This window comes from Vogesella sp. XCS3, assembly GCF_020616155.1.
GTDB lineage: Bacteria > Pseudomonadota > Gammaproteobacteria > Burkholderiales > Chromobacteriaceae > Vogesella.
On sequence record NZ_CP085530.1, the window covers coordinates 3,525,073 to 3,548,766 of the forward strand.

The following is a 23,694-nucleotide window of genomic DNA, read 5'->3' on the forward strand; positions in this document are numbered from 1 at the left end:
ATTTTTTCATGCGTACCCAGGCTTACTTGCGGGTAAAGATGATGTCCCACACGCCGTGGCCCAGGCGGATGCCGCGGGCTTCGAACTTGGTCAGCGGGCGGTAGTCCGGGCGCGGCGCGTACGCTTCGGCAGTGTTTTGCAGGTCGGCGTTGCCGTTGAAGACTTCCAGAATCTGGATGGCGTAGTCTTCCCAGTCGGTGGCGGCGTGCAGGTAGCCGCCCGGCTTCAGCTTTTTTACCAGCTTTTCTACCAGCGGGGCCTGGATCAGGCGGCGCTTGTTATGGCGCTTTTTGTGCCACGGGTCGGGGAAGAAAATATGCACGCCGTCCAGGCTGCCGTCGGCCAGCATATTGTCCAGCACTTCTACCGCGTCGTGGCGCAGCAGGCGCAGGTTGGTGAGCTGCTTTTCTTCGATCAGCTTGAACAGGTTGCCTACGCCCGGGCTGTGGACTTCTACGCCCAGGTAGTCGTTATGCGGCATGTTGGCCGCAATCTCGGCGGTAGCGCCGCCCATGCCAAAGCCGATTTCCAGAATCTTGGGCGCGTCGCGGCCAAAGGCCTGGGCCAGGTCCAGTTGCTCGGGGCGGTATTCGATACCCCAGCGCGGCATGCCTTCATCGATGGCGCGTTGCTGGGAAGCGGAGAGGTGGCCCTGACGCAGTACAAAGCTGCGGATGGCGCGCTTGAAGCCTGGATTTTCCATGGTGCGAACTCAAAAACTGCAAAAAGATCGCGATGTTACCGAATCTTGCGCCTGCCGGATAGCACGGGTTGCTTTGCCGCCACTATGGCGCCAGTGTGCGCAGCAGGTGGCTAACGGTGGGGTAGTGCAGGCAGCCGGGCAGCTCGCGCAGCACACGGGCGTTGCTCAGGCGGCGCGACTCGGCCATGAAAGACCACAAGCCGGGCGAAACCTGCTGCTGCACCTGGGCGCGTGGCAGGCGCGGCGCGCGTGGCAGGCCCAGGGTGTTGGCCAGCTGGTCGTACCATTCGCCTACCGGCAGGGGCTGGCTATCGCAGGCGTTGTACACGCGAATGCCGCTGCGGCGGCGCTGCAGGGCGGCGGCGCACAGACGCGCCAGGTCGCTGGCGTGAATGTGGTTGCTGATGCTGTCTTCGCTGGCGTTGATCAGCGGGGTGCCGTTTTGCAGGCGGGCCAGCGGCAGGCGCTCGGCGGCGTAGATGCCGGGGGCGCGCAGAATGGTGAGTGCGGTGCCGTGCTCTACGGCAAAGGCGCGCAGGCAGCGTTCGGCGTCCACGCGGCGCTGGGCGCGCGGGGAGCTTGGCCGCAGCGGGGCGGTCTCGCTCAGCCACTTGCCATCGGCATTGCCGTACACGCCGCTGGTGCTGATATAGACGATTTGCTGTGGTAGACTCCCCGTTTTTGCCAGCTGCGACAAGACCTTGCGCATTCTGGGGTCTATCCTGCCCTGTTCTGGCGGCGGTGCGGTGTACAGCACGGCGTCGGCCAGCCCGGCAATGCGCGACAGGCTGTTTTTGTCGTCCAGGTCGGCCAGCAAGGGGCGGGCTCCAAGCGCGCGCCAGGCGGCGGCCGCTTCCGGGCGGCGTATCAGTGCAATGACTCGCCAGTGTGGCGTCAGCAGGGGGAGGGCGCGCAAGGCGACATCGCCGCTGCCCAGTATCAACAAGGTTCGCATGCCGGCCATTTTAGCGAAGTTTAAGGGAAGAAGATGACGTGTCAGGTAAAGGTGCTTCCAAGCGGCCATTCTTTTGGCGTAGAAGCGCATGAAACCATTCTGGAAGCGGCATTGCGCCAGTCTGTCGGCCTGCCGTACGGCTGCCGCGATGGTGCCTGCGGCGCTTGCAAGGGCAAGGTTGTAGAGGGTGAGGTAGAACACGGCGGTGCGCAGGACAAGGCGCTGTCGGCCGCTGATCGTGCCCAGGGCATGGCGCTGTTCTGCTGTGCCAAACCCAAGGGCGACCTGACCATCGAGGCGCGCGAAGTAGCGGGTGTCGGTGATATCCAGATCAAGACCCTGCCGTGCCGCGTGGAAAAAATCGACAAGATCCACGACGTGGCCGTGCTGAAGCTGAAGCTGCCGGTGTCCGAACGCCTGCAATTCAAGGCTGGCCAGTACATCGATATCCTGATGAAAGACGGCAAGAAGCGCAGCTTCTCCATTGCTAACGCACCGCACGACGACGCGTTCATCGAGCTGCATATCCGCCACCAGCCTGGCGGCTCGTTCTCCGACTACGTGTTCAACACCATGAAAGAGAAAGAGATTATGCGCTTCAAGGGCCCGCTGGGCTCGTTCTTCCTGCGCGAAGATTCCGATAAGCCCATCATCATGGTGGCCAGCGGTACCGGCTTTGCCCCGATCAAGGGCATTATCGAGCACGCCATTCACCAGGGCATTAACCGCCCCATCGTGTTCTACTGGGGCGCCCGCACCCCGGCCGACCTGTACCTGGCCGAGATGGCAGGCCAGTGGCAGGCACAGCACGCCAACATCACCTTTATCCCGGTGGTGTCGGACGCGCTGCCCGAGCACAACTGGCTGGGCCGCACCGGCTTCGTGCACCAGGCGGTGCTGGACGACTTCGATAGCCTGGCCGGTTATCAGGTGTACGCCTGCGGCGCGCCGGTGATGGTAGAGGCCGCGCATACTGCCTTTATCGGCGAGCGCAGCTTGCCGGCAGACGAGTTCTTCTCGGATGCTTTCTTCCTGTCCAAGGACATGGGTAGCGCCAGCAAGTAAGCAGCTTGCCGTGCGTATGCAGCAGCCCCGGTCGGCCCCGTGCCCACCGGGGCTTTGTCATGGAAACGATATTTCGCTGGGCGACTGTCTAAAAGTTTGCTTTATTGAATAGTTGCGGAAAATCGGGCGAATGACATGCATCGCGAGTCAGATTCACTGTTGACGCTGGAAAGTGTCAACCAGCATTTCCTGGCCAACCTGCAGTCAGCAGACAAGCAGGTCGCCGTGCATGCCAGCCAGGATATCCTGGCGGCCAACGGTACCAAGCTGCTGGCGCGTGGTGCCCGTATCGATAGCCGCAGCAGCGAGCTGCTGGCCAATCACCGCTTGCGCCAGCCGCTGGAAACCCAGCTGCAGGTCGATACCTCCAGCTTGCTGGCGCACCTGCGCGAGGGGATGCAGCAGTTGCTGGCCGACGACCCGCTGCTGGCCGCCTGGCTGGAGCAGGGCCAGCGCGCGCTGCAACGCGAGCTGGTGGTGCTGTCCTTGCCCCCCTTGGCTGCACAGGCTCTGCAGCTGATCGCCAACCGCTTTCCCGACGTGTTCCGCCACAGCCTGCGCGTGGCCGCACTCGCGTGGAGCCTGGCGCCGTCGCCACGCGATGCCCAGCTGCTGCTGGTGGCCGGCTTGCTGCACGATGTGGGCTATTTGTATCTGGACCCCGCTATCTGGCAGCAGGGCGGGCCGCTGTCGGCCGACGCCTGGCGCCAGTTCGATGCCCATCCGCTCATCGGTTATGTGTGGGCCAGCGAGCTACGCGCCGTGCCGCCGGAGGTGGCCAACCTGATCTTGCAGCACCACGAGCGGGTGGACGGCAGCGGCTACCCGCGGCAATTGCGTGGCGAGGCGGTGGGCCACAACGCCGAGGTACTGGCGCTGGCCGAGATGGCGGCCGGTATCTTCGAGCACGCCCGCCAGCCGGTGGGGCAGCTGCAAGTGGCGTTGAAATTGTTGCCCGGCCAGTTTTCGGCGGCGGTGCGGGTGCCTGCCCAGCTACGGGCAGCGCGCTTGCCGCGCGAAAGCGGCTTGTTACAGCCGGTAGACGCGCTGCAGTCGTCGCTGCACCAGCTGCTGCTGCGTTTTGCACGGGTGCACGAAGTGATGCAGCACATCGAGTCGCAGACAATGGGCGAAGCCGGTTGGCAGCTTTTTGGCCACCTGGCGATGCGGCTCAACAGCATCCAGCGCGCGTTCAATAGTGTTGGGCTGGACATGCTGACCAAGCACGCGCCCGAAGGCGAGGGCCACGAGCCGCTGTGGCAGGAGCTGGCGTGGGTGATCAACGAAACCAACTGGCTGTCGCGCCACCTGTCGCGCGACCTGACCCGGCAGCGCCTGAAGTTGGCCGCAGCCGAATCCGAGCTGTTCGAGCCGCTGGTCGTGCTGTTTCTTGGCCTGACCAGCAAAACGGTAACGGCCGGCTTATAGCCAGCCTGGCTGCCACTGTGCCGTGTCGCCCAGCTCGCGCCAGGGCAGGGTGAAGTGGCGGCGCGATAGCACCGCCTCCAGCGTGACGCGCAGCGGTTTCTGCGCGTCGTCGGCGTCGTATTCCACCTTCACCACCAGAAAGTGTTTTTCGCGCTCGCGCGGGGTGACAGCAGTCCATTTGCTGCCTTGCAGTTTTTTATGGTTCACCGGCATGGGGCCTCCTTGCTGGTTTCGATAAGGCGAAGTCCGGGTGGTTCCCGTAACGACAACGCCCCCGGCTGCAGGCAGCGCGGGGGCGTTTACGGATAAGGGCGACTTAGGCGCTCTTCACGTGCGGGGCAATCAGCGGCAGCAGCTGGCCCAGTACTTTTGGCGGGGCAGCCACGATGTCGCCGCTTTCGAACCAGCCGTCTTCACCGTGCATATTGGTGACGATGCCGCCAGCCTCTTGCACGATCAGGCTACCCGCAGCGATGTCCCATGGCTTCAGGTTGAATTCGAAGAAACCATCCACGCGGCCGCAGGCCACGTTGCACAGGTCCAGTGCGGCAGAGCCTTCACGACGGGCGCCGGCGGTTTTGCCGATCACGTCTTTCAGGATGGCCAGATGGGTGTCCAGCATGCTCTGGTCTACTACCGGGAAACCGGTGGCGATCAGGCATTCGTTCATGTTGATGCGTTTGGAGACGCGGATACGACGGTCGTTCAGGAACGCGCCCACGCCACGGCTGGCGGTGAACATATCGTTGCGGTTCGGGTCGTAAACCACAGCCTGCTGGATCTGGCCGCGGTGTGCCAGCGCGATGGAAATGCAGTATTGCGGATGGCCGTGGATGAAGTTGGTGGTGCCATCGATCGGGTCGATGATCCACTCGTACTCGGAGGTGCCCAGACCGCGGCCGCCGGACTCTTCTGCTAGAATCGCATGCTTCGGATAGGCATCCAGAATGACATCAATGATGGCTTGTTCGGCAGCTTGATCAACTTCGGACACGAAGTCGTTGTGTTTTTTCTTTTCAACACGCACGGTATCCAGGTTCAGCGATGCACGCTGGATAACGTTGGCTGCACGGCGAGCGGCTTTTACCGCGACATTGAGCATTGGATGCATTGACGGCCTCTAAAATCATACAAAACAAGCGCAGCCCCTTCGTGGGGTGCGCGCTTGTCGTAAACTGTCTGGGTTAAGGAACGATAAACACCGCTTTCGCAGCGGTGTTTTTGAATAGCCCGCGATTCTACTCAAAATTACCCGATGAATAAACCCCAAGTACCTGATTTTTTAAAGAACATTCGCGTCGTGCTGGCGCGCCCCAGCCACCCGGGCAATATCGGCTCGGCGGCACGGGCCATGAAAACCATGGGTCTGACCCGCTTGTATCTGGTTGAACCGAAAGTGTTTCCCAGCGAAGAGGCCAATGTACTGGCCTCGGGTGCGGTAGACGTACTCGAGCACGCTACCGTCGTGAGTAGCCTCACCGAAGCGCTGTCGGATGTGACAGTGGCCTGCGCGCTGACCAGCCGCCGCCGCGAGCTCACCACCCCGCTGTCCACCCCGCGCGAGACCGCGCCGGAGCTGATCGCGCGGGCACGCGACGGCGAGCAGGTGGCGCTGGTGTTCGGCAACGAAACCTTCGGCCTGTCGATCGAAGAGGTGGAAATGTGTAACCGCCTGGTGACCGTGCCGGGCAACCCGGACTACTTCTCGCTGAACCTGGCCATGGCGGTGCAGGTGATGACCTACGAGCTGTTCAGCCACACCGGCGTGGACGTGAACTACCTGAAAGCGGAAGGCGAGGCCGCCAGCATGGCCGAGGTAGAAAGCATGTGCGGCCACCTGGACAACACGCTGGAAGCCATCGGCTACTACGAGCGGCGCAACAGCGAGCGTCTGATGCGCCGCATGCGCGCGCTGTTCAACCGCGCAGGCGTATTGCGCGAGGAAATCGACATTCTGCGCGGCTTTTTCAAGCAGGTGCAGCGTGTCGCCGATGGCAGCCTGCCACCGCGCGACAAGCAGGGCGAATAAACCATGCTGCCCGGCTTGCTGCAATGTGCGCAGTTGCGCAGCCTGCGCGGTGCGCGACCTGGCCTACCTGCTGACCGCGCCGCCGCCCTGGCTCAGCGGGGTGGAAATCAGCCGCCAGCGCCTGCTAGGGCCGCAAGGTTGGCCGCAGCTGCTGGCGCTGGATGCTGACCCCACCCCGCTGCTGGCGTGGCTGGCAGCCCGCCCTACGCGCCGCCTGGGGCTATACGCCGAAGCACTGCTGGGGTACTGGTTCAGCCAGGCGCCACACATCGAGCTGGTCGCGGCCAACCTGCCGGTACGCGATGGCACGTTAACGGTAGGCGAATTCGACTTTCTGCTGCGCATTGATGGCGAGCCTTGCCACCTGGAAGCCGCCAGCAAATTCTACCTGCAGCTCGATAGCGCCCCGCACGCGCTGGTGGGGCCGGGCCTGCGTGATGCCTGGTGGCTGAAATACCGCAAGCTGGCCAGCCAGCTCACCTTGGCGCAGCACCCCGCAGCCAGGTTGCCGGATGGTTTCGCGCAGCTTACTGCCAGCAGCCGCCTGAGCGGCTGGCTGTTCTTCCCCGCCGATACGGCACCCACGCATCCTGCTATCAATACTGCCGCTTGCCGCGGCTGGTGGTGCCGGCGGCAGGATAGTTGGCCGCAGCAGCACCCGCATAGCCGCTGGCTGGCGCTGCCGCGCTTGCAATGGCTGAGCCCGGCGCAAGCAGATGAAGCGGCAACGCAGAGCCTGGCTGCCATGCGTGCGCAACTGGCGCAGGCGGAAGGACCCTGGCTGTTGGCCGAGTTGTTGCCGGATGATCATGGGGTGTGGCAGGAGGTGGCGCGTGGCTTTGTGGTGCCAGACAGCTGGCCAGCGCCAGAGCTGCTGGGCACCTTGCTGCCAAGGTTGGCCGCATGAAGACACTCCTGGTGCTGTGGAGCAGCCAAACCGGCAATACTTTGCAGCTGGCCAAGGCGGCAGCCGCGGTGGCGATGCAGGAAAGTAGCGTGACGGTGCGCGTCATGCCCGCCCTGCAAGCCGGCATGGACGAATTGCTGGGCTGCGATGCGCTATTGCTGGCCACGCCGGAGAACTTTGGCTACATGGCCGGCGCACTGAAAGATTTCTTCGACCGCACCTATTACCCGGCGCAGGGCAAGGTGGCCGGCCTGCCGTACGCTATCCTGATCAGCGCCGGCAACGATGGCCTGGGTGCACAGCAGGCCATAGAGCGCATTGCCCGTGGCTACGGCTGGCGGCAGGCCTATCCGCCGCTGCTGGTACGCGGGGTGCCACAGGCTGCTGACCTGGCCGCTGCGGCCGAGCTGGGCGCCACCCTGGCGGCCGCGCTGTCTATCGGCATGCTGTAGCCACAAACAAAACGCCCCGTGACGGGGCGTTGGGCATTCAGTGCGTGGGCGGCTTAGTGCTGGGCTTGCGAACAGCCTGCTACCAGCTGCTTCAGTTCTTCCGGCTTCACCAGCTGGATATGTTTATGGTCTACCACCAGCCAGCCTTGTTGCTGGAATTTGGACAGGGTACGGCTGACCGTTTCCAGTTTCAGCCCCAGGAAGCTGCCGATTTCTTCGCGGCTCATGCGCAGGATGAAATCGTTGGCCGCAAAGCCACGGGCTGATAGGCGTTGTGACAAGTTCAGCAGAAATGCTGCCAGGCGTTCTTCAGCCTTCATGTTGCCAAGCAGCAACATGACAGATTGATCACGCACGATCTCACGGCTCATCAGGCGGAAAAAGTGGTGCTGCAGGCTGGGGATGTCACGGCCGAGGGTTTCCATGCGGTTGAACGGCAGCTCGCATACTTCGCTGTCTTCCAGTGCAATGGCGTCGCAGCCGTGCAGGTTGGACGAAATGCCGTCCAGGCCCATCAGCTCGCCCGACATGTGAAAGCCGGTAACCTGTTCGCGGCCGTCCTGGCTCGAAACACAGGTTTTGAAGTAGCCGGTACGCACGGCGTACAGCGAGCGGAAACCTTCGCCAGAGCGGAACAGGTACTCGCCACGTTTCAAGCGTCGGCTTTGACGGATCACGGCGTCCAGTTGCGCCATCTCATCGCGGTTCAAGCCCAGTGGGAGGCACAGTTCTCGCAGGCTGCAGTTGGAGCACGACACTTTTAGTGCGTGCAAAGAGTGTGTGTGGTCAGTCATAGAGTAGGTTTTCGCCAAGCAAGCGGGCTTGCTTGATACGCGTCAAAGCAGAAAAAGTGGCAATTGCGCAAATTTACCAGCCCACCACCGGTTTTCCAACCAGATTAATTATGACACCCACTATAAATTTCACGCCGACGCAGTGTGTATTCGATAGAGAACTCATCGAAAGGCTGGAAGGTTCAGGCCCGCGCTACACCTCCTACCCGACTGCCGACCGCTTTCATGCCGGCTTCGGGGTGAGTGATTACGAGCAATGGCTGGCCCATCGTGCGATTGGCGCCAACCATCGGCCCATCTCGCTGTACGTGCATGTCCCTTTTTGCAACACCATTTGCTACTACTGCGGCTGCAACAAGATCATTACCAAAGACAAGACCCGCGCCGACGCTTATCTGGATTACCTGGAGAAGGAAATCCGTCTGGTGGCCGAAAAGCTGGGCAGCCGTGAAAAAGTGATCCAGCTGCATTTTGGTGGCGGTACGCCCACCTTCCTGTCCGACGAGCAGCTTGACCGCGTGATGGGCATTATCCGCCAGCACTTCGAGCTGTTGCCGGAAGGCGAGTTTTCTATCGAAATCGACCCGCGCAAGGTTGGCCGCGACACGGTCCTGCACCTGGCACGGCTGGGTTTCAACCGCATGAGTATCGGTATCCAGGATTTTGACCCTGTGGTGCAGGAAGCGGTGAACCGCATCCAGAGCGAGGAAGAAACCCGTGTGGTGATGGATGCCGCGCGTGAAGCCGGCTTCAAGTCGATTAGCGTAGACCTGATTTACGGTCTGCCCAAGCAGACGGCGCATTCGCTGGAAAACACGGTGAGCCGCGTGATTGCCATGTCGCCAGACCGCATCGCGCTGTACAACTACGCGCATCTGCCCACGGTATTCATGCCACAGCGCCGCATCAACGAGGCGGATTTGCCCTCGTCGGCTACCAAGCTGGACATCCTGCAGAACTCGGTACAGCAGCTGGCTGAGGCCGGTTACGTGTTTATCGGCATGGACCACTTTGCCAAGCCGGACGACGAGCTCACCCGTGCCTTGCAGCAGGGCCGCCTGCAACGCAATTTCCAGGGCTACTCTACCCACGCGGACTGCGACATGATCGGCCTGGGCGTGTCGTCCATTGGCAAGGTTGGCCCCTGTTATACGCAGAACGAAAAAGAGCTGGATGCGTATTACGCCGCGCTGGACGCCGGCCACCTGCCAGTGCTGCGCGGCATGACGCTGACGCAGGATGACATCTTGCGCCGTAGCGTGATCCAGGCGCTGATGTGCCGCTTCTCTTTGTCGATAGAGGCGATAGAACAGACTTTTGCTATCAATTTTGCCGATTATTTTGCCGTCGAGCTGCCGCAGATCCGTGCTTTCCAGAGCGAAGGTTTGCTGACCTTTGATGGTGACTTCCTGATGGTGGCACCCAAGGGGCGCTTCCTGATTCGCAATATCGCGATGATTTTCGACCGTCATCTGCGCGAGCGTGAAACCAAGGCGCGCTATTCCAAAACCATCTGAGCCAGCCCTGGCAAGATAAAAGCCGACAGCCCCGGATGGGGCTGTCGGCTTTTTTATGGGCCAGCACAATGAAAAGCCCGCCACAGAGGGCGGGCTGGCAGGCGGGGTATACGGCTTATTTCAGCTCGTTAACCATCTGCTGCAGCAGGGCTTCCAGGCCCTTGTCGGTGACTACGGCATTGTCGGCAGTGCGCAGCTCTACACGTACTTGCTGTTCGCCTTGGCGGGTCAGCTGTACGCGCAGGTTTGGCACGCTGGCCTGGTCACCCGGCTTGCTGTCTTTCCAGAAAGCCAGCTTGGAGAACAGGCCACCGCTGCTTTGCGCGTTGGCTTTTTGCACGTCATCGCTGCCTGGCTTCACGAAGTAGGCACCCAGCGTGCGGTCACGGTCGGTAATGGCCAGGCCGTTGTGTTCCAGCACCAGGCCGACACGGCGCCATGCGCGGTCGTAGCTGTCGTCCAGCTCGATGCCGCCTTTTACCAGGCGTGCGCGTGCTGTGGTGGCAGCTTGTTCCTGGCGTACGGTTTTGGCCGCGGTAGCTTCATCCATGCCCAGGCGCACCAGGAAGCGGCTCAGGAATACGGCTTCGATTTCCGGGTCGGTCGGGCGAGGCTGCCAGCGGGTTTCTTCCTTGGCCTCGTTGATGTAGATCTCGTACATGCCGCGGTGGCTGAAGAAGACATCGGTACCGTTGGCCGTTTTCTCGATGCGGATACGGAATTTGTCGCGCTCCGGTGTAGAGAACACGCTACCCAGGCCCACTGTTTCCAGCAGGCCGCGTACAGTGGTAGCGCCGAGCTTGGCGCGGTTTTCCGCCCAGTCGGTTTCCATGTAGCCGATATCGGCTTCTTCGTTCTGGATGACGAAACCGTTATCCAGCCAGAAAGCTTTCAGCAGTGGCCATACTTCGGCCGGGCTCTTGCCCGGAATGCTGACCCAGCGCTGGGTGCCGGCACGCTCAACAGCAGCGTTCTTGGCCACAGGAGCCTGGGCGGCAGGTGTCGCAGCAGTATTTGCCGCTGTGGCCTGGCTGCTGCTGCCCGTATTTACCTGGGGAATAGGGTAGCGGTCTTGCTGGGCAGGCGCGCTCAGGTCGGGCGGCACTTCCAGCGTGGATTTGGGTTTCGGGCTATCCGACTTGAATTCGTATCTCAGGTCGGGGTTGCTGCTGGCGCATGCGCTCAGCAAGCCTGCGCACAGCAGGCCGGAGATCAGTGTCTTGTTCATTGCTGGCTTCATGGTTTACAGGACATTGGCCTGTTTCATGGCGGCTTCGACGGTGGCGACGGCACCCTGGCTCAGCGGAGTCAGCGGCAGGCGCAGGCCAGCCGGCATCAGGCCGAGGCGATGTAGCGCCCACTTGGCGGGGATAGGGTTAGGCTCGCAGAACAGCTGCTTGTGCAGGCCTTGCAGCTGGTCGTTGATGGCGCGGGCTGCGATGGTGTCACCGGCTCGGGATGCCTTGCATAGCTGGCTCATCAGTTTGGGCGCTACGTTGGCGGTAACCGAAATCACACCGTGGCCGCCGCACAGCATGAAAGCCATGCCGGTGGCGTCGTCGCCGGAGTACAGCGCCAGGTTGGCCGGGGCACGCAACACCAGGTCGCAGGCACGGCCGATGTCGCCAGTGGCGTCTTTCAAGCCGACGATGTTGTCGATTTGCGCCAGACGCAGTGCGGTGTCGTTACTCATGTCTGCCACGGTACGGCCTGGCACGTTGTACATGATTAGCGGCAGGTCTACCGCCTCGGCAATGGTGCGGTAGTGCTGGTAGATACCTTCTTGGGTGGGCTTATTGTAGTAAGGCACCACGGACAGGCTGTGGCTGGCGCCAGCCTGTTTGGCCAGCTGGGCCAGTTCGATGGCTTCGGCGGTGGAGTTGGCGCCGGTGCCGGCAACCACGGTCACGCGGCCGGCGGCATGCTGGGCTACAGCCGCAACCACCTTGATGTGTTCTTCCACGCCCAGCGTGGCGGATTCGCCGGTTGTGCCCACGGCCACAATGCCGTCGGTACCGTTATCGATGTGAAAGTCTACGAGACGTTTGAGCGATTCGAAATCGACCTGGCCGTCCTCGAACATCGGGGTGACCAGAGCAACAAGGCTGCCGGTAAGCATAGCTTCTGCCTATATGTAATGGATTAAGTAAGGTGTTTGATTGTAGCGGAATTCCGCTATTGCGGCGCAAGCAATGCACGTTGGCCGCAACACGCTGATTGCAAGGGTTTTTGTGCTAAAATACACGGTTTTCCGGTACACATTCAGAGACTGGCAGAGGAATTATCCGCGTGATTACGACAAGCAACATTACCATGCAGTTCGGCGCCAAGCCGCTTTTCGACAAAGTTTCGGTCAAGTTTGGCGAGGGCAACCGCTATGGCCTGATCGGTGCCAACGGCTCCGGTAAATCGACCTTCATGAAAATTCTGGGTGGCGACCTGGAGCAGACCAGTGGCGAAGTGGCCATTGAAAACGGCCTGCGTCTGGGTAAGCTGCGTCAGGACCAGTTTGCTTACGAAGATCAGCGTGTAATCGATGTGGTGCTGCAAGGTCATACCGAAATGTGGGCGGCCATGAGCGAGCGTGATGCCATCTACGCCAACCTGGAAGCCACCGAAGACGACTACATGCACGCGGCCGAGCTGGAAGCCAAGTTCGCCGAGTACGACGGCTATACCGCCGAAGCGCGCGCCGGCGAGCTGCTGATGGGTGTGGGTATTCCGGTAGAGCAGCACTTCGGCCCGATGAGCGAAGTGGCCCCAGGCTGGAAGCTGCGCGTGCTGCTGGCTCAGGCGCTGTTCTCCAACCCGGATATCCTGCTGCTGGACGAACCGACCAACAACCTGGACATCAACACCATCCGCTGGCTGGAGCACGTGCTGAACGAGCGCAACGCTACCATGATCATCATTTCGCACGACCGACACTTCCTGAACTCGGTGTGCACCCACATGGCCGATCTGGACTACAACACCATCCGCATCTACCCGGGTAACTACGACGACTACATGATCGCGTCCACCCAGGCCCGCGAGCGCCAGCTGGCTTCCAACAGCAAGGCCAAAGAGCGTATCCAGGAATTGCACGAGTTTGTGGCGCGTTTCTCGGCCAACAAGTCCAAGGCCCGTCAGGCCACCAGCCGCCTGAAACAGGCCGATAAGCTGAAGGCAGATATGGTGGAGGTGAAACCATCCAGCCGTCAGAGCCCGTTCATCCGCTTTGAAATGGACGACAAGTTCAAGCTGCACCGCCAGGCCGTAGAAGTCGACAGCCTGAACAAGGCCTACGACAAGAAGGTCTTGCTGAAAGACCTGAGCTTTATCCTGGAAGCCGGCGCACGCCTGGCCATCATCGGCCCGAACGGTGCCGGTAAATCCACGCTGGTGAAACTGCTGGCTGGTGCATTCGAGCCGTCGCTGGCTGAAGGCATTACTGCCGATTACGGCCAGATCAAGTGGGCTGAAAAAGCGCAAGTGGGCTACTTTGCCCAGGATCACGAAGCCGAGTTCGCCAGCGATAGCACGCTGACCGACTGGATGCGCGAATGGGGCCAGGAAGGTGACGACGAGCAGATCATTCGCGGTACGCTGGGCCGCCTGCTCTTTGGCAGCAACGACGTGGACAAGCCGGTACGTGTGCTGTCTGGTGGTGAAAAAGGGCGCATGCTGTACGGCAAGCTGATCCTGCAAAAGCCGAACGTGATGATCATGGATGAACCGACCAACCATATGGATATGGAGTCGATCGAAGCCTTGAACATGGCGCTGGAAAAGTACAAAGGCACCCTGATTTTCGTCTCGCACGACCGTCAGTTCGTGAGCTCGCTGGCCGACCACATTCTGGAGCTGGATGGCAAAGGCGGTTTTGACTACTACACCGGCAACTACGAAGACTACCTGGCCAGCAAAGGCCTGGAGTAAGCCGGCACGGCCTGATGCAAACAAAAAGGCAGCCACGGCTGCCTTTTTTCATGCACACAGGGTGTGTTTGTTGCTAAGCCTGGCTTGTGCGCGGGTGTGGTGTTCGTGGCCTCTGGCGACAAGTGGCTGTTTTTTAGGTGGTTTTTTTTGCATTGCGATAATCGCGCCACAGCCGTGCCAGCCCTGATGACAGTCTATAGAGCGTTTGCTTTACCGCCGGCGAGCGCTTGCGTTATATTGCAGCGCAAGATGGTTGTGCGCTGCAAAATGCGGCAGCACAACCGGCATAACAAGACAAGACAGACAATAAAAACAGGGACTCGGCCTTGAGGGTCGGTGGTGGAGCAATATCCGGTCGACAATCGGGTCGCCTGCAACTGAATGCAAAGGAAGAATTATGCGCTTGAAAGGGAAAGTCTCCATCATTACCGGTGGTGCCAGCGGTATCGGTAAAGCTACTGCCGAAAAATTCATCAAAGAAGGCGCGATCGTTGCCGTGTGCGACATCAACCTGGATGCCGTTAATGCGGTGGTAGAAGAACTGAAGGCCGCCGGTGGTGAAGCGGTAGGTTACAAAGTGGACGTGACCGACCGTGCCCAGATTGCCGACATGGTTGGCGCGCTGAAAACCCAGTTTGGCCGTATCGATGTACTGGTGAACAACGCCGGTATCGTGATGGATGCCCAGCTGATCAAGATGACCGAAGACCAGTTCGACAAGGTTATCGATATCAACCTGAAGGGCGTTTACAACTGCACCAAGGCCGTGGTGGATACCATGATCGAACAAGGTGCCGGTGTGATCCTGAACGCGTCGTCGGTAGTGGGTGTGTATGGCAACTTTGGCCAGACCAACTACGCTGCCTCCAAGTTTGGCGTAATCGGTTTCGTGAAAACCTGGGCTAAAGAGCTGGGCAAAAAAGGCATTCGAGCCAACGCCGTATGCCCTGGCTTTGTGGCCACGCCTATCCTGAAATCCATGCCGGAAAAAGTGATCCAGGCGATGGAAGACAAGGTGCCGATGAAGCGTATGGCCCAGCCGGAAGAGATCGCCAACGTGTACGCCTGGCTGGCCTCCGACGAAGCCAGCTACATCAACGGTGCTGCCATCGAAGTAACCGGTGGCCTGACACTGTAAGGTTGGCCGCAAGGCTAGCAATAAAAAACCCGCCAGGTTGGCGGGTTTTTTCATGGTGGCTGGCCAGCTGTTGGCTGCGCGAGGGACTTATGCCTCGTCATCACCGTGGTGCAGCGCGCTGTCTACCTCTTTGCGGTGCAGGTGCGGTGCAAACAGCTCGACAAAGGTGTAGGCGTAGCCGCGCAAGTAGGCGTCCTTGCGGATGCCGATTTTGGTGGTGGACGGCTCAAACAGGTGACTGGCGTCCAGCGCTTGCAAGCCGGTATCGCGCTCGGGTTCGAACGCCATGCTGGCGATAATGCCGATACCCAGGCCCAGTTTGACGTAGGTTTTGATTACGTCGGTATCGATGGCGGTGAGTACCACATTCGGTGTTTTGCCGGCATCGGTAAACGCCTGGTTGATACGGGAGCGCCCGGCAAAGGCAAAATCGTAGGTAATGATGGGGAAACTGGCGATGTCATCCAGCGTGAGCGGCCGGCCCAACGACAGCAAGGGGTGGCCTTCTGGCGCCACGATACTGCGGTTCCATTCGTAGCAGGGCAACATGGCCAGCTCTTTATAGAGCGAAATGCCTTCTGTGGCGATGGCCAGGTCGGCCTCGCCAGAGACCACCATATCGCAAATCTGTGTCGGGCTGCCTTGCTTGATCGACAGGCGTACCTTGGGGTAGCGGCGCACAAATTCGGCAATCACGCCAGGCAGGGCGTAGCGTGCCTGGGTGTGGGTGGTGGCGATGGTGAGCGCACCTTCGGCTTCTTTGGAGAACTCGTCGCCCACGCGTTTCAGGTTTTGTGCCTCGCGCAGGATGCGTTCGGAGATACGCAATACCTCTTTGCCCGGCTCGGACACGGCCACCACGCGCTTGCCGTTACGGATGAATACCTGAATACCCAGCTCGTCTTCCAGCAGGCGAATCTGTTTGGAAATACCGGGCTGCGAGGTGTGCAGTTTTTCTGCCGCCTCGGAAACGTTCAGCCCCTGTTTGGCCACTTCCACCAGATAGCGCAATTGCTGGAGTTTCATGTCTTGATCTCTTAAAACTGAAAGTAATTAAATACTAACACAATATTCTTTTCCGATTTAAAGCCTTTGGCTAACATGGCATCCTCTGTCCGTATGCCCAGGAGGCACCCGATGAGCCTTGCCGACAAGCTAGCCCAGACCGAAGCCCTGCTGCAGGAAATTGCCCGCACGCATGGCAAGGTGGCTTTGGCCAACAGCTTTGGCGCCGAAGATATGGTGCTGACGCATCTGATCGCCAAACTGTCACTCCCCATTGCCATTTTCAGCCTGGATACCGGCCGCCTGCCGCTGGAAACCTATGACCTGATGCAGAAAGTGGGCGAGGCCTACCCGGCTTACCCTATCCGTGTGTACTACCCGGACGCCGCCGCGCTGGAAGCTTACGTTAACGAGAACGGCATCAATGCCTTCTATAACAGCGTAGAGCAGCGTAAATCCTGTTGCCACATCCGCAAGATCGCCCCGCTCAAGCGCGCCTTGTCCGGCCTGGACGCCTGGATTACCGGCCTGCGCCGCCAGCAATCGCCGACCCGGCAAGACCTGGGCGACCGCGAGCACGACGCGGACAACGGCCTGATGAAGTACAACCCGCTGATCGAGTGGACAGAAAAAGACATCTGGGCCTACATCCGCGAGCACGGCGTGCCTTATAACGCCCTGCACGACAAACATGTGCCCTCCATCGGCTGTGCCCCCTGTACGCGCCCCATCGCCATGGGCGAGGATATCCGCGCCGGCCGCTGGTGGTGGGAAAACCCCGAATCCAAAGAGTGTGGCCTGCACGTGAAAGCCAGCCCGCTGAAACGCCCCGACTAATACGGAGACGTTGGCCGCAGTATGCGGCCAACCTTGATCAAGAGAGCACGGCATGTACAAGTACGATGAAGTCGATTTCCGTCTGGTGCGCGAGCGGGTAGAGCAGTTCCGCAGCCAGACACAGCGCTATCTGGCCGGCGAGCTATCGGAAGAAGAGTTCCGCCCGCTGCGCCTGATGAATGGCCTGTATATCCAGCGCCACGCGCCCATGCTGCGTGTGGCCATTCCCTATGGCCATTTCTCCAGCCTGCAAATGCGCAAGCTGGCGCACATCGCGCGCACCTACGACCGTGGCTATGGCCACTTCACCACGCGCCAGAACATCCAGTTCAACTGGCCGGAACTGGCGCGCGTGCCGGATATCCTTGCCGAGCTGGCCGACGTGGAAATGCACGCCATCCAGACATCCGGCAACTGCGTGCGTAATACCACCACCGATGCCTTTGCCGGTGTCGCCGCTGACGAGCTGATCGATGGCCGCGCCTACTGTGAAATCATCCGCCAGTGGAGCACGCTGCACCCCGAGTTCGCCTACCTGCCGCGCAAGTTCAAGATTGCCGTATCCGGTAGCCAAGACGACCGCGCCGCCACACAGGTGCACGATATCGGCCTGCACGTGGTGCGCAACGACGCCGGCGAAGTTGGCTTCCGCGTGCTGGTAGGCGGTGGTCTGGGCCGTACTCCGATTGTTGGCAAGGTAGTGCGCGAGTTCCTGCCGCCGCAGCATCTGCTCACTTATCTGGACGCGGTACTGCGTGTGTACAACCGCTATGGCCGCCGCGACAACAAGTACAAAGCCCGCATCAAGATTCTGGTACAGGCCATGACCGTGGAGGCGTTTGCCGCCAAGGTAGAAGATGAGTGGCTACACCTGAAGGACGGCCCGTCCACGCTGACCGATGCCGATGTGGCGTACTACGCTGGCTTCTTTACCGACCCTGCGTACGAAACGCTGGCGGCCAACCCGGCCGAGTTCACCGACAAGCTGGCCGAGCCTGCCTTTGCCCGCTGGATAGAACGCAACACCCGCACCCACAAACGCGCCGGCTATCGTTCGGTAGTATTGTCGCTGAAGAAAACCGGCGTACCGCCGGGCGACATTACCGCTGACCAGATGGATGCAGTAGCGGATATGGCCGATCGCTTCGGTTTTGGCGAGATTCGTTCCGCGCACGAACAGAACCTGATTCTGCCGGATGTGAAAGAAAGCGATCTGTACACCGTGTGGCAGCTGGCGCGCGAGCACGGCTTTGCCACGCCGAACATCGGCTTGCTGACCGACATTATCTGCTGCCCGGGTGGTGATTTCTGCGACTTGGCCAATGCGCGTTCCATCCCGGTGGCGGAGGCCATCCAGCGCAAGTTCGATGACCTCGACTACCTGTTTGACCTAGGCGATATCGACTGCAACTTCTCCGGCTGCATGAACGCCTGTGGCCACCACCACATTGGCAATATCGGCATTCTGGGGGTCGATAAAAACGGCCAGGAGTGGTACCAGATCACACTGGGCGGTAGCCAGGGCAATTACACCGCCATCGGCAAAGTGATCGGACCTTCTTTTGCGCAAGCCGACGTGCCTGCTGCATTTGAAAAAATCATGACCTTGTATGTAGAGCAGCGCCAGGACGGCGAGCACTTCATCGAAACTGTTCGCCGTATCGGTCTGGACCCGTTCAAGGAGCGTGTGTATGCAAAATCTCATTAAGAATCGTGCAGTGGTGGATAGCGACAGTTGGCGCTTGGTACGCAGTGCAGACGAAGAATTTTCGATAAAAGAAGATGTCATTTTGCCGCTGGCTGTCTATCTTGAGCGTAAAGACACAGCACATGAAGGCCGGATGGCGGTATGGCTGGCGCCCGAGCAAGATGTGGCAGAGCTACAGCCCCATTTGTCTGCGCTACCCCTGATTGCCATCGACTTCCCGGCGTTTTCTGATGGGCGTGGTTACAGTCATGCCCGTTTGTTGCGTGAACGCCATGGCTATCAGGGCGAGTTGCGCGCTATCGGCGATGTGCTGCGCGACCAACTGTCGTATATGGCCCAGGTCGGCTTTGATGTATTCGCGATCCGCGCCGATCGCGATGCCGCTGCAGCCTTGGCCGGGCTGGATGATTTCAGCGAGCAGTATCAAGCAACGGTTTTGCAACCGGTACCACTGTTGAGGCGGCGTGTGTCGTTAATTGTTGCTTGAGTGCAACTTCGACTTATTTGTTTCGATAAGATTTGCCTGAAAGGTGTTGTGTTTTTGCGTGAACTTTGGGTACTTGGCGTTGACATAGTCTAAGCTGCTTACCTATAGTCACAGAAAATGTCTTACCAATTGTGCTGATTTTTCGACATTCGTTCTGTGGTGCCACGCTTAATCAGGTTGTCACGGCCTGTTTAAACAATGGCGGAACGCGTTTCAACAAAGAGGAAGTAAAATGAAAAAATCGATCAAGCTGAGCGCTCTGCTGGCTACCCTGCTGCTGACCGGCAATGCTTTTGCAGCTAACGAAGGCTACGCCAACAACCAGTCCGGCTCCCCGGTAGTGAAAAACGGTTACGGCGAATGCTGGCGCTTGCCGACCACTTACGACAAAGCGCGTGATGGTCTGGTTGAGTGCGGCGATCGTGAAGCAGCCAAGCCGGCCCCGGCCCCGGCTCCTGCTCCAAAACCAGCTCCGGCCCCAGTTGTCGTAGCACCTAAGCCACAAATCGTTATCAAAACCGTTAGTCTGTCCGCAGAAGGCCTGTTCGGTTTCAACAGCGCACAAATCGTTGCCGGTAACCAGCAACTGGAAGCGCTGGTTTCCAGCCTGAAAGCTGACAAACTGCTGAAATCCGTAGCAGTTGAAGGCCACACCGACTACCTGGGTTCCGACAAGTACAACCAGGCACTGTCCCAGAAACGTGCTGACGCTGTTAAAGACTACTTCGTTGCTGCTGGTGTACCGGCCGACAAAGTAACTGCAGTAGGCAAAGGCGAGTCCGAAGCCAAACTGACTGCAGAATGCACTGCCAAGAAGTTCAAGAAGCGTGCAGACCTGATCGCTTGCCTGGCTAGCGACCGTCGCTTTGACGTGACTGTAGAAACCGCCAAGGAAGTTCAGCAGTAATCTGCTGATCTTGCTGCAAAAGCCCCGGCTAGCCCGGGGCTTTTTTGTTTTTCGCTATGGCTGGCAATGTTGGGGTTGGCTGGTTAAAATCGGATGTTTTGATCTGTTATCGAGCCGCCCATGCGTGCGTTTTTGGGGAACCCCCGCCGTTTTGCGTTACCCCCTTGTGCCCTGACTATCGGCAATTTTGACGGTGTCCATCTGGGGCATCAGCGTATGCTGGCCCGTTTGCGGGAGGAGGCGGCCGCGCGTGGCCTGCCTTCTGCCTTGTTGACATTCGAGCCGCACCCGCGCGAATTTTTTGCACGCCAGCAACCACCGGCACGCTTGGCTGTGCTGCGGGACAAGCTGCAGTTCCTGGCGCAACAGGCGCAGCTTGACTATGTATTTATCTACCGTTTTAACCATGCGTTCTCCCGCATGCCTGCCGGGCAGTTTGTCCAGCAGGTTTTGCTGGACGAGCTGCAGACCCGCTATTTGTTGATCGGTGATGATTTCCAGTTTGGCGCGGATCGCAAAGGTGACTTTGCCCTGCTGCAGCAGCACCCCGGTTTTGTGACCGAGGCCATGCCCTCAGTGCTAGTGGCTGGTGAGCGTGCTTCCAGTACGCTGGTGCGCGACAGGTTGGCCGCAGGTGATCTGGATAGCGCGGGTCGGCTATTGGGCCGCCCGTATCAGATCAGCGGCAAAGTCATGCATGGGCAAAAGCTGGGCCGTACTATCGGCTTCCCGACGGCAAATGTGCACCTGCCGCACCGTAAGCCCGCCCTGGAAGGCATTTTTGTGGTGCAAGTGGATACCCCGCATGGCCGTCTGGGCGGGGTGGCAAGCCTGGGTAAAAACCCGACGGTGACCACGACTCAGAACTACAAGCTGGAAGTGCATCTGTTTGATTTTCATGGCGACTTGTATGGCCAGCGAATTTCGGTGCACTTCCTGAAAAAACTGCGCGATGAAGCGCGCTACGATGATTTTAACGAGCTGGTGGCACAAATCGAACGCGATGCCGCCAGCGCCAAAACCTATTTGACCAGTTTGCAACGAGATCAGGCATGAGCATCGACTACCGTAAAACCGTCAACCTGCTGGATACACCGTTCCCTATGCGCGGTGATCTGGCCAAACGTGAACCCGCCTGGCTGAAGCGCTGGACCGAGCAGCAGCGTTACCAGAAGCTGCGCAAAATGGCGGCTGGCCGACCCAAGTTCATCCTGCATGATGGCCCACCGTACGCCAACGGCGACATTCACATCGGCCATGCGGTTAACAAGATCCTGAAGGACATCATCGTTCGTTCCAAAACGCTGTCCGGTTTTGACGCGCCTTATGTACCCGGCTGGGATTGCCACGGCCTGCCTATCGAGCTGATGGTAGAAAAGCTGCACGGCAAGGATATCCCTGCGGCCAAGTTCCGCGAGCTGTGCCGCGAATACGCGCACGAGCAGATTGCCCGCCAGAAGAAAGACTTCATCCGTCTGGGCGTACTGGGCGACTGGGACAACCCGTACCTGACGATGGACTTCAAGACTGAAGCCGACATCGTGCGCACCCTGGGCAAGATTTTTGAAAACGGCTACCTGATGAAGGGTGAAAAGCCGGTGCACTGGTGTATCGAGTGCGGCTCTGCCCTGGCCGAAGCAGAAGTGGAATACGAAGACAAAACCTCCCCGGCTATCGACGTCGGCTTCCGCGTGGTGGATACCGACAAGTTGGCCGCAGCCTTTGCCGCGGCCAACGTAGAAGGTGCCATGGCCGTGATCTGGACCACCACGCCGTGGACCCTGCCGGCCAACCAGGCGGTATCGGTCAGCGCCAAGCTGGTTTACCAGTTGGTGGAGTGCGCCAAGGGCAAGCTGATCCTGGCCAAGGACCTGGTGGAAGCCACCATGAAACGCTACGGTGTGGAAAGCTACACCGTGCTGGGCGAAACCACCGGCGACAAGCTGGAACTGCTGCGCCTGGCGCACCCGTTCTACGCCCGTGAAGTACCGGTGATCTGCGGTGACCACGTAACTACCGATGCCGGTACCGGCCTGGTACATACCGCCCCGGCGCACGGCCTGGAAGACTTCCAGGTGGGTCAGGTCTACGGCATTCCCGTGGACAACCCGGTAGCCGACAACGGCCGCTACAAGTCCACCACCGAGCTGTTTGCCGGCCTGTCGGTATGGGAAGCCAATCCGAAAGTGATCGAAGTGCTGCAAGAGCGCGCTGCACTGGTACATCAGGACAAGCTGTTCCATAGCTACCCGCACTGCTGGCGCCACAAAACCCCGATCATCTTCCGCGCTACGCCGCAGTGGTTCATCGGCATGGACAAGGCCGGTAACGACGGCCAGGTACTGCGCCAGCGTGCCAAGCAGGCGGTGGATAGCACCGAGTTTTTCCCGGCCTGGGGCCGTGCCCGACTGGAAGCCATGATCGGCAACCGCCCGGACTGGTGCGTATCGCGCCAGCGTAACTGGGGCGTGCCGATGACTTTCTTTATCCACAAGGAAAGCGGCGAGCTGCACCCGCGTTCGGCCGAGCTGCTGGAGCAGGTAGCGCTGCGTATCGAGAAGCAGGGCATCGAAGCCTGGTTCAGCCTGGATGCTGCCGAGCTGCTGGGTGACGAGGCGGCCAACTACCGCAAACTTACCGACACGCTGGACGTGTGGTTTGATTCCGGCTCCACCCACTTTGCCGTGCTCAAGCAGCGCGCCGAGCTGGCGTGGCCGGCCGACCTGTATCTGGAAGGCTCCGACCAGCACCGCGGCTGGTTCCAGTCCTCGCTGCTGACCGGTTGCGCCACCATCGGCCGCGCGCCTTACCAGCAGCTGCTGACCCACGGTTTTGTGGTAGACGGCAAGGGCTTGAAGATGTCCAAGTCCAAAGGCAACGTGGTGGCACCGCAAAAGGTGAACGACAGCCTGGGCGCCGACATCCTGCGCCTGTGGGTCGCGTCGACCGATTACTCCGGCGAGCTGGCGATCTCGGACGAGATCCTCAAACGTGTCACCGAAAGCTACCGTCGTCTGCGCAATACCCTGCGCTTCTTGCTGGCCAACCTGTCGGACTTCAACCCGATGGAACACGCTGTGCCGTACGAGCGCCTGAGCGAGATCGACCGCTACGCGCTGATGATGGCCAAGGAAATGCAGGAGAAAATTACCGGCGAACTGTACCCGCGTTATGCCTTCCACCACTCGGTGCAAGACATCGTGAACTACTGCTCGGAAGACCTGGGCGCGTTCTATCTGGATATCCTGAAAGATCGCCTGTACACCACGGCCGCCGATAGTGCCGCACGCCGTAGCGCCCAGACCGCGCTGTACCACATCACGCGCAGCCTGTTGCTGTTGCTGTCGCCTATCCTGTGCTTTACCGCTGACGAGGCGTGGGAAGTGCTGCTGGGTAGCGATGAGGAAACCCCGCTGTTCCACGTATGGCACGAGTTCCCGAACCCGACCGTGGGTGCCGAAGAAGCGCTGGTTGCCAAATGGCAAGCCATCCGTGCCTTCCGTGCCCAAGTGAACAAGGAAATCGAAGCACTGCGTAGCGCCGACCAGTTGGGCTCTTCGCTGCAGGCCGAGCTGGCTGTCACCGCCGGTGGCGAGCTGTACCAGCACCTGGCCAGCCTGGGCGATGAGCTCAAGTTTGTGCTGATGGTGTCGCAGGTGAGCCTGACCGAAGCGGCCGAGACTGGCATCAGCGTGACGCCGTCCAGCCACGAGAAGTGCGATCGTTGCTGGCACTACCGTGCCGACGTGGGTACCCACGCTGGCCACGGCCATGTGTGCGGCCGCTGCGTAGACAATATCGACGGCGCAGGCGAGGCTCGTCTGCATGCTTGAGCAAGGCA

Annotated in this window: 22 protein-coding genes; 14 read left to right on the forward strand and 8 right to left on the reverse strand. The window is 60.0% G+C overall.

Annotated elements, in window-relative coordinates; genetic code table 11:
• Positions 1-22: 22 nt before the first annotated feature.
• Positions 23-703 (reverse strand): tRNA (guanosine(46)-N7)-methyltransferase TrmB, encoded by a 681-nt coding sequence (trmB, locus tag LCH97_RS16845; protein ID WP_017510263.1) that lies wholly within the window; start codon positions 701-703, stop codon positions 23-25.
• Positions 704-785: 82 nt separating this feature from the next.
• Entirely contained in the window at positions 786-1,658 is an 873-nt protein-coding gene (locus tag LCH97_RS16850) for an SDR family oxidoreductase (RefSeq protein WP_227302656.1), read from the reverse strand.
• 33 nt (positions 1,659-1,691) lie between these two features.
• Here LCH97_RS16850 and LCH97_RS16855 point away from each other — a divergent pair, with 33 nt between their 5' ends.
• Positions 1,692-2,723, forward strand: coding sequence for a CDP-6-deoxy-delta-3,4-glucoseen reductase (locus tag LCH97_RS16855; protein WP_227302657.1), 1,032 nt, complete (start codon positions 1,692-1,694; stop codon positions 2,721-2,723).
• Between the two features lie 135 nt (positions 2,724-2,858).
• A complete protein-coding gene (locus LCH97_RS16860; RefSeq protein ID WP_227302658.1) occupies positions 2,859-4,151 on the forward strand; it encodes an HD-GYP domain-containing protein in 1,293 nt (430 codons plus the stop codon).
• Here LCH97_RS16860 and LCH97_RS16865 read toward each other — a convergent pair.
• On the reverse strand, positions 4,146-4,364 hold the full coding sequence (locus LCH97_RS16865) for a TIGR02450 family Trp-rich protein (protein ID WP_017510070.1): 219 nt from the start codon (positions 4,362-4,364) through the stop codon (positions 4,146-4,148). The two genes, LCH97_RS16860 and LCH97_RS16865, sit on opposite strands and share 6 nt — an antisense overlap.
• Positions 4,365-4,467: 103 nt before the next feature.
• Complete coding sequence (locus tag LCH97_RS16870) at positions 4,468-5,262, reverse strand: inositol monophosphatase family protein (protein ID WP_227302659.1); 795 nt, start codon at positions 5,260-5,262, stop codon at positions 4,468-4,470.
• Positions 5,263-5,406: 144 nt separating this feature from the next.
• On the opposite strand from LCH97_RS16870, the gene LCH97_RS16875 reads away from it, so the two are divergent.
• From LCH97_RS16875 to LCH97_RS16885, 3 genes are read left to right on the forward strand one after another with little or no spacing between them, the layout of a single operon-like run.
• Positions 5,407-6,180: an RNA methyltransferase gene (locus LCH97_RS16875; protein ID WP_227302660.1), complete on the forward strand. Its 774-nt coding sequence runs from the start codon at positions 5,407-5,409 to the stop codon at positions 6,178-6,180.
• 49 nt (positions 6,181-6,229) lie between these two features.
• Positions 6,230-7,087 carry a DUF1853 family protein gene (locus LCH97_RS16880; RefSeq protein WP_227302661.1) on the forward strand — a complete coding sequence of 286 codons (858 nt, stop codon included), beginning with the start codon at positions 6,230-6,232 and terminating at the stop codon, positions 7,085-7,087.
• A complete protein-coding gene (locus LCH97_RS16885; protein ID WP_227302662.1) occupies positions 7,084-7,539 on the forward strand; it encodes a flavodoxin family protein in 456 nt (151 codons plus the stop codon). Before LCH97_RS16880 ends, LCH97_RS16885 begins: the two co-directional genes overlap by 4 nt.
• A 53-nt stretch (positions 7,540-7,592) precedes the next feature.
• Here the strand turns inward: LCH97_RS16885 and fnr are convergent, their stop codons facing one another.
• Positions 7,593-8,333, reverse strand: coding sequence for a fumarate/nitrate reduction transcriptional regulator Fnr (gene fnr / locus LCH97_RS16890; protein ID WP_026108164.1), 741 nt, complete (start codon positions 8,331-8,333; stop codon positions 7,593-7,595).
• A 110-nt stretch (positions 8,334-8,443) separates the two neighbouring features.
• Here fnr and hemN point away from each other — a divergent pair, with 110 nt between their 5' ends.
• Positions 8,444-9,850 carry an oxygen-independent coproporphyrinogen III oxidase gene (gene hemN / locus LCH97_RS16895; RefSeq protein WP_017510076.1) on the forward strand — a complete coding sequence of 469 codons (1,407 nt, stop codon included), beginning with the start codon at positions 8,444-8,446 and terminating at the stop codon, positions 9,848-9,850.
• A 115-nt stretch (positions 9,851-9,965) separates the two neighbouring features.
• On the opposite strand, the gene bamC is transcribed toward hemN, so the two are convergent.
• Both bamC and dapA read right to left on the reverse strand, forming a co-directional pair.
• Positions 9,966-11,078: an outer membrane protein assembly factor BamC gene (gene bamC, locus LCH97_RS16900; RefSeq protein WP_227302663.1), complete on the reverse strand. Its 1,113-nt coding sequence runs from the start codon at positions 11,076-11,078 to the stop codon at positions 9,966-9,968.
• 15 nt (positions 11,079-11,093) lie between these two features.
• Entirely contained in the window at positions 11,094-11,969 is an 876-nt protein-coding gene (gene dapA / locus LCH97_RS16905) for a 4-hydroxy-tetrahydrodipicolinate synthase (RefSeq protein ID WP_227302664.1), read from the reverse strand.
• A gap of 170 nt (positions 11,970-12,139) precedes the next feature.
• Between dapA and LCH97_RS16910 the strand changes: the two genes are divergently transcribed.
• Complete coding sequence (locus LCH97_RS16910; protein ID WP_227302665.1) at positions 12,140-13,771, forward strand: ABC-F family ATPase; 1,632 nt, start codon at positions 12,140-12,142, stop codon at positions 13,769-13,771.
• Between the two features lie 397 nt (positions 13,772-14,168).
• Positions 14,169-14,909: a 3-oxoacyl-ACP reductase FabG gene (fabG, locus tag LCH97_RS16915; RefSeq protein WP_017510080.1), complete on the forward strand. Its 741-nt coding sequence runs from the start codon at positions 14,169-14,171 to the stop codon at positions 14,907-14,909.
• Positions 14,910-14,996: 87 nt separating this feature from the next.
• Here fabG and cysB read toward each other — a convergent pair whose 3' ends face one another.
• A complete protein-coding gene (gene cysB / locus LCH97_RS16920; RefSeq protein ID WP_227302666.1) occupies positions 14,997-15,935 on the reverse strand; it encodes an HTH-type transcriptional regulator CysB in 939 nt (312 codons plus the stop codon).
• Positions 15,936-16,046: 111 nt separating this feature from the next.
• On the opposite strand from cysB, the gene LCH97_RS16925 reads away from it, so the two are divergent.
• The 6 genes from LCH97_RS16925 (at position 16,047) to ileS (ending at position 23,686) form a co-directional block, all read left to right on the forward strand.
• The gene (locus tag LCH97_RS16925; RefSeq protein WP_017510082.1) at positions 16,047-16,751 is read left to right on the forward strand and encodes a phosphoadenylyl-sulfate reductase; all 705 of its coding nucleotides are present in this window, start codon (positions 16,047-16,049) and stop codon (positions 16,749-16,751) included.
• A gap of 52 nt (positions 16,752-16,803) precedes the next feature.
• Positions 16,804-18,459: a nitrite/sulfite reductase gene (locus tag LCH97_RS16930; RefSeq protein WP_227302667.1), complete on the forward strand. Its 1,656-nt coding sequence runs from the start codon at positions 16,804-16,806 to the stop codon at positions 18,457-18,459.
• Complete coding sequence (locus LCH97_RS16935) at positions 18,443-18,946, forward strand: DUF934 domain-containing protein (RefSeq protein ID WP_227302668.1); 504 nt, start codon at positions 18,443-18,445, stop codon at positions 18,944-18,946. Before LCH97_RS16930 ends, LCH97_RS16935 begins: the two co-directional genes overlap by 17 nt.
• 232 nt (positions 18,947-19,178) lie before the next feature.
• A complete protein-coding gene (locus tag LCH97_RS16940) occupies positions 19,179-19,853 on the forward strand; it encodes an OmpA family protein (protein WP_227302669.1) in 675 nt (224 codons plus the stop codon).
• 120 nt (positions 19,854-19,973) lie between these two features.
• Positions 19,974-20,909 (forward strand): bifunctional riboflavin kinase/FAD synthetase, encoded by a 936-nt coding sequence (locus LCH97_RS16945; RefSeq protein ID WP_026108168.1) that lies wholly within the window; start codon positions 19,974-19,976, stop codon positions 20,907-20,909.
• Positions 20,906-23,686 carry an isoleucine--tRNA ligase gene (ileS, locus tag LCH97_RS16950; RefSeq protein ID WP_227302670.1) on the forward strand — a complete coding sequence of 927 codons (2,781 nt, stop codon included), beginning with the start codon at positions 20,906-20,908 and terminating at the stop codon, positions 23,684-23,686. Before LCH97_RS16945 ends, ileS begins: the two co-directional genes overlap by 4 nt.
• Positions 23,687-23,694: the final 8 nt, after the last annotated feature.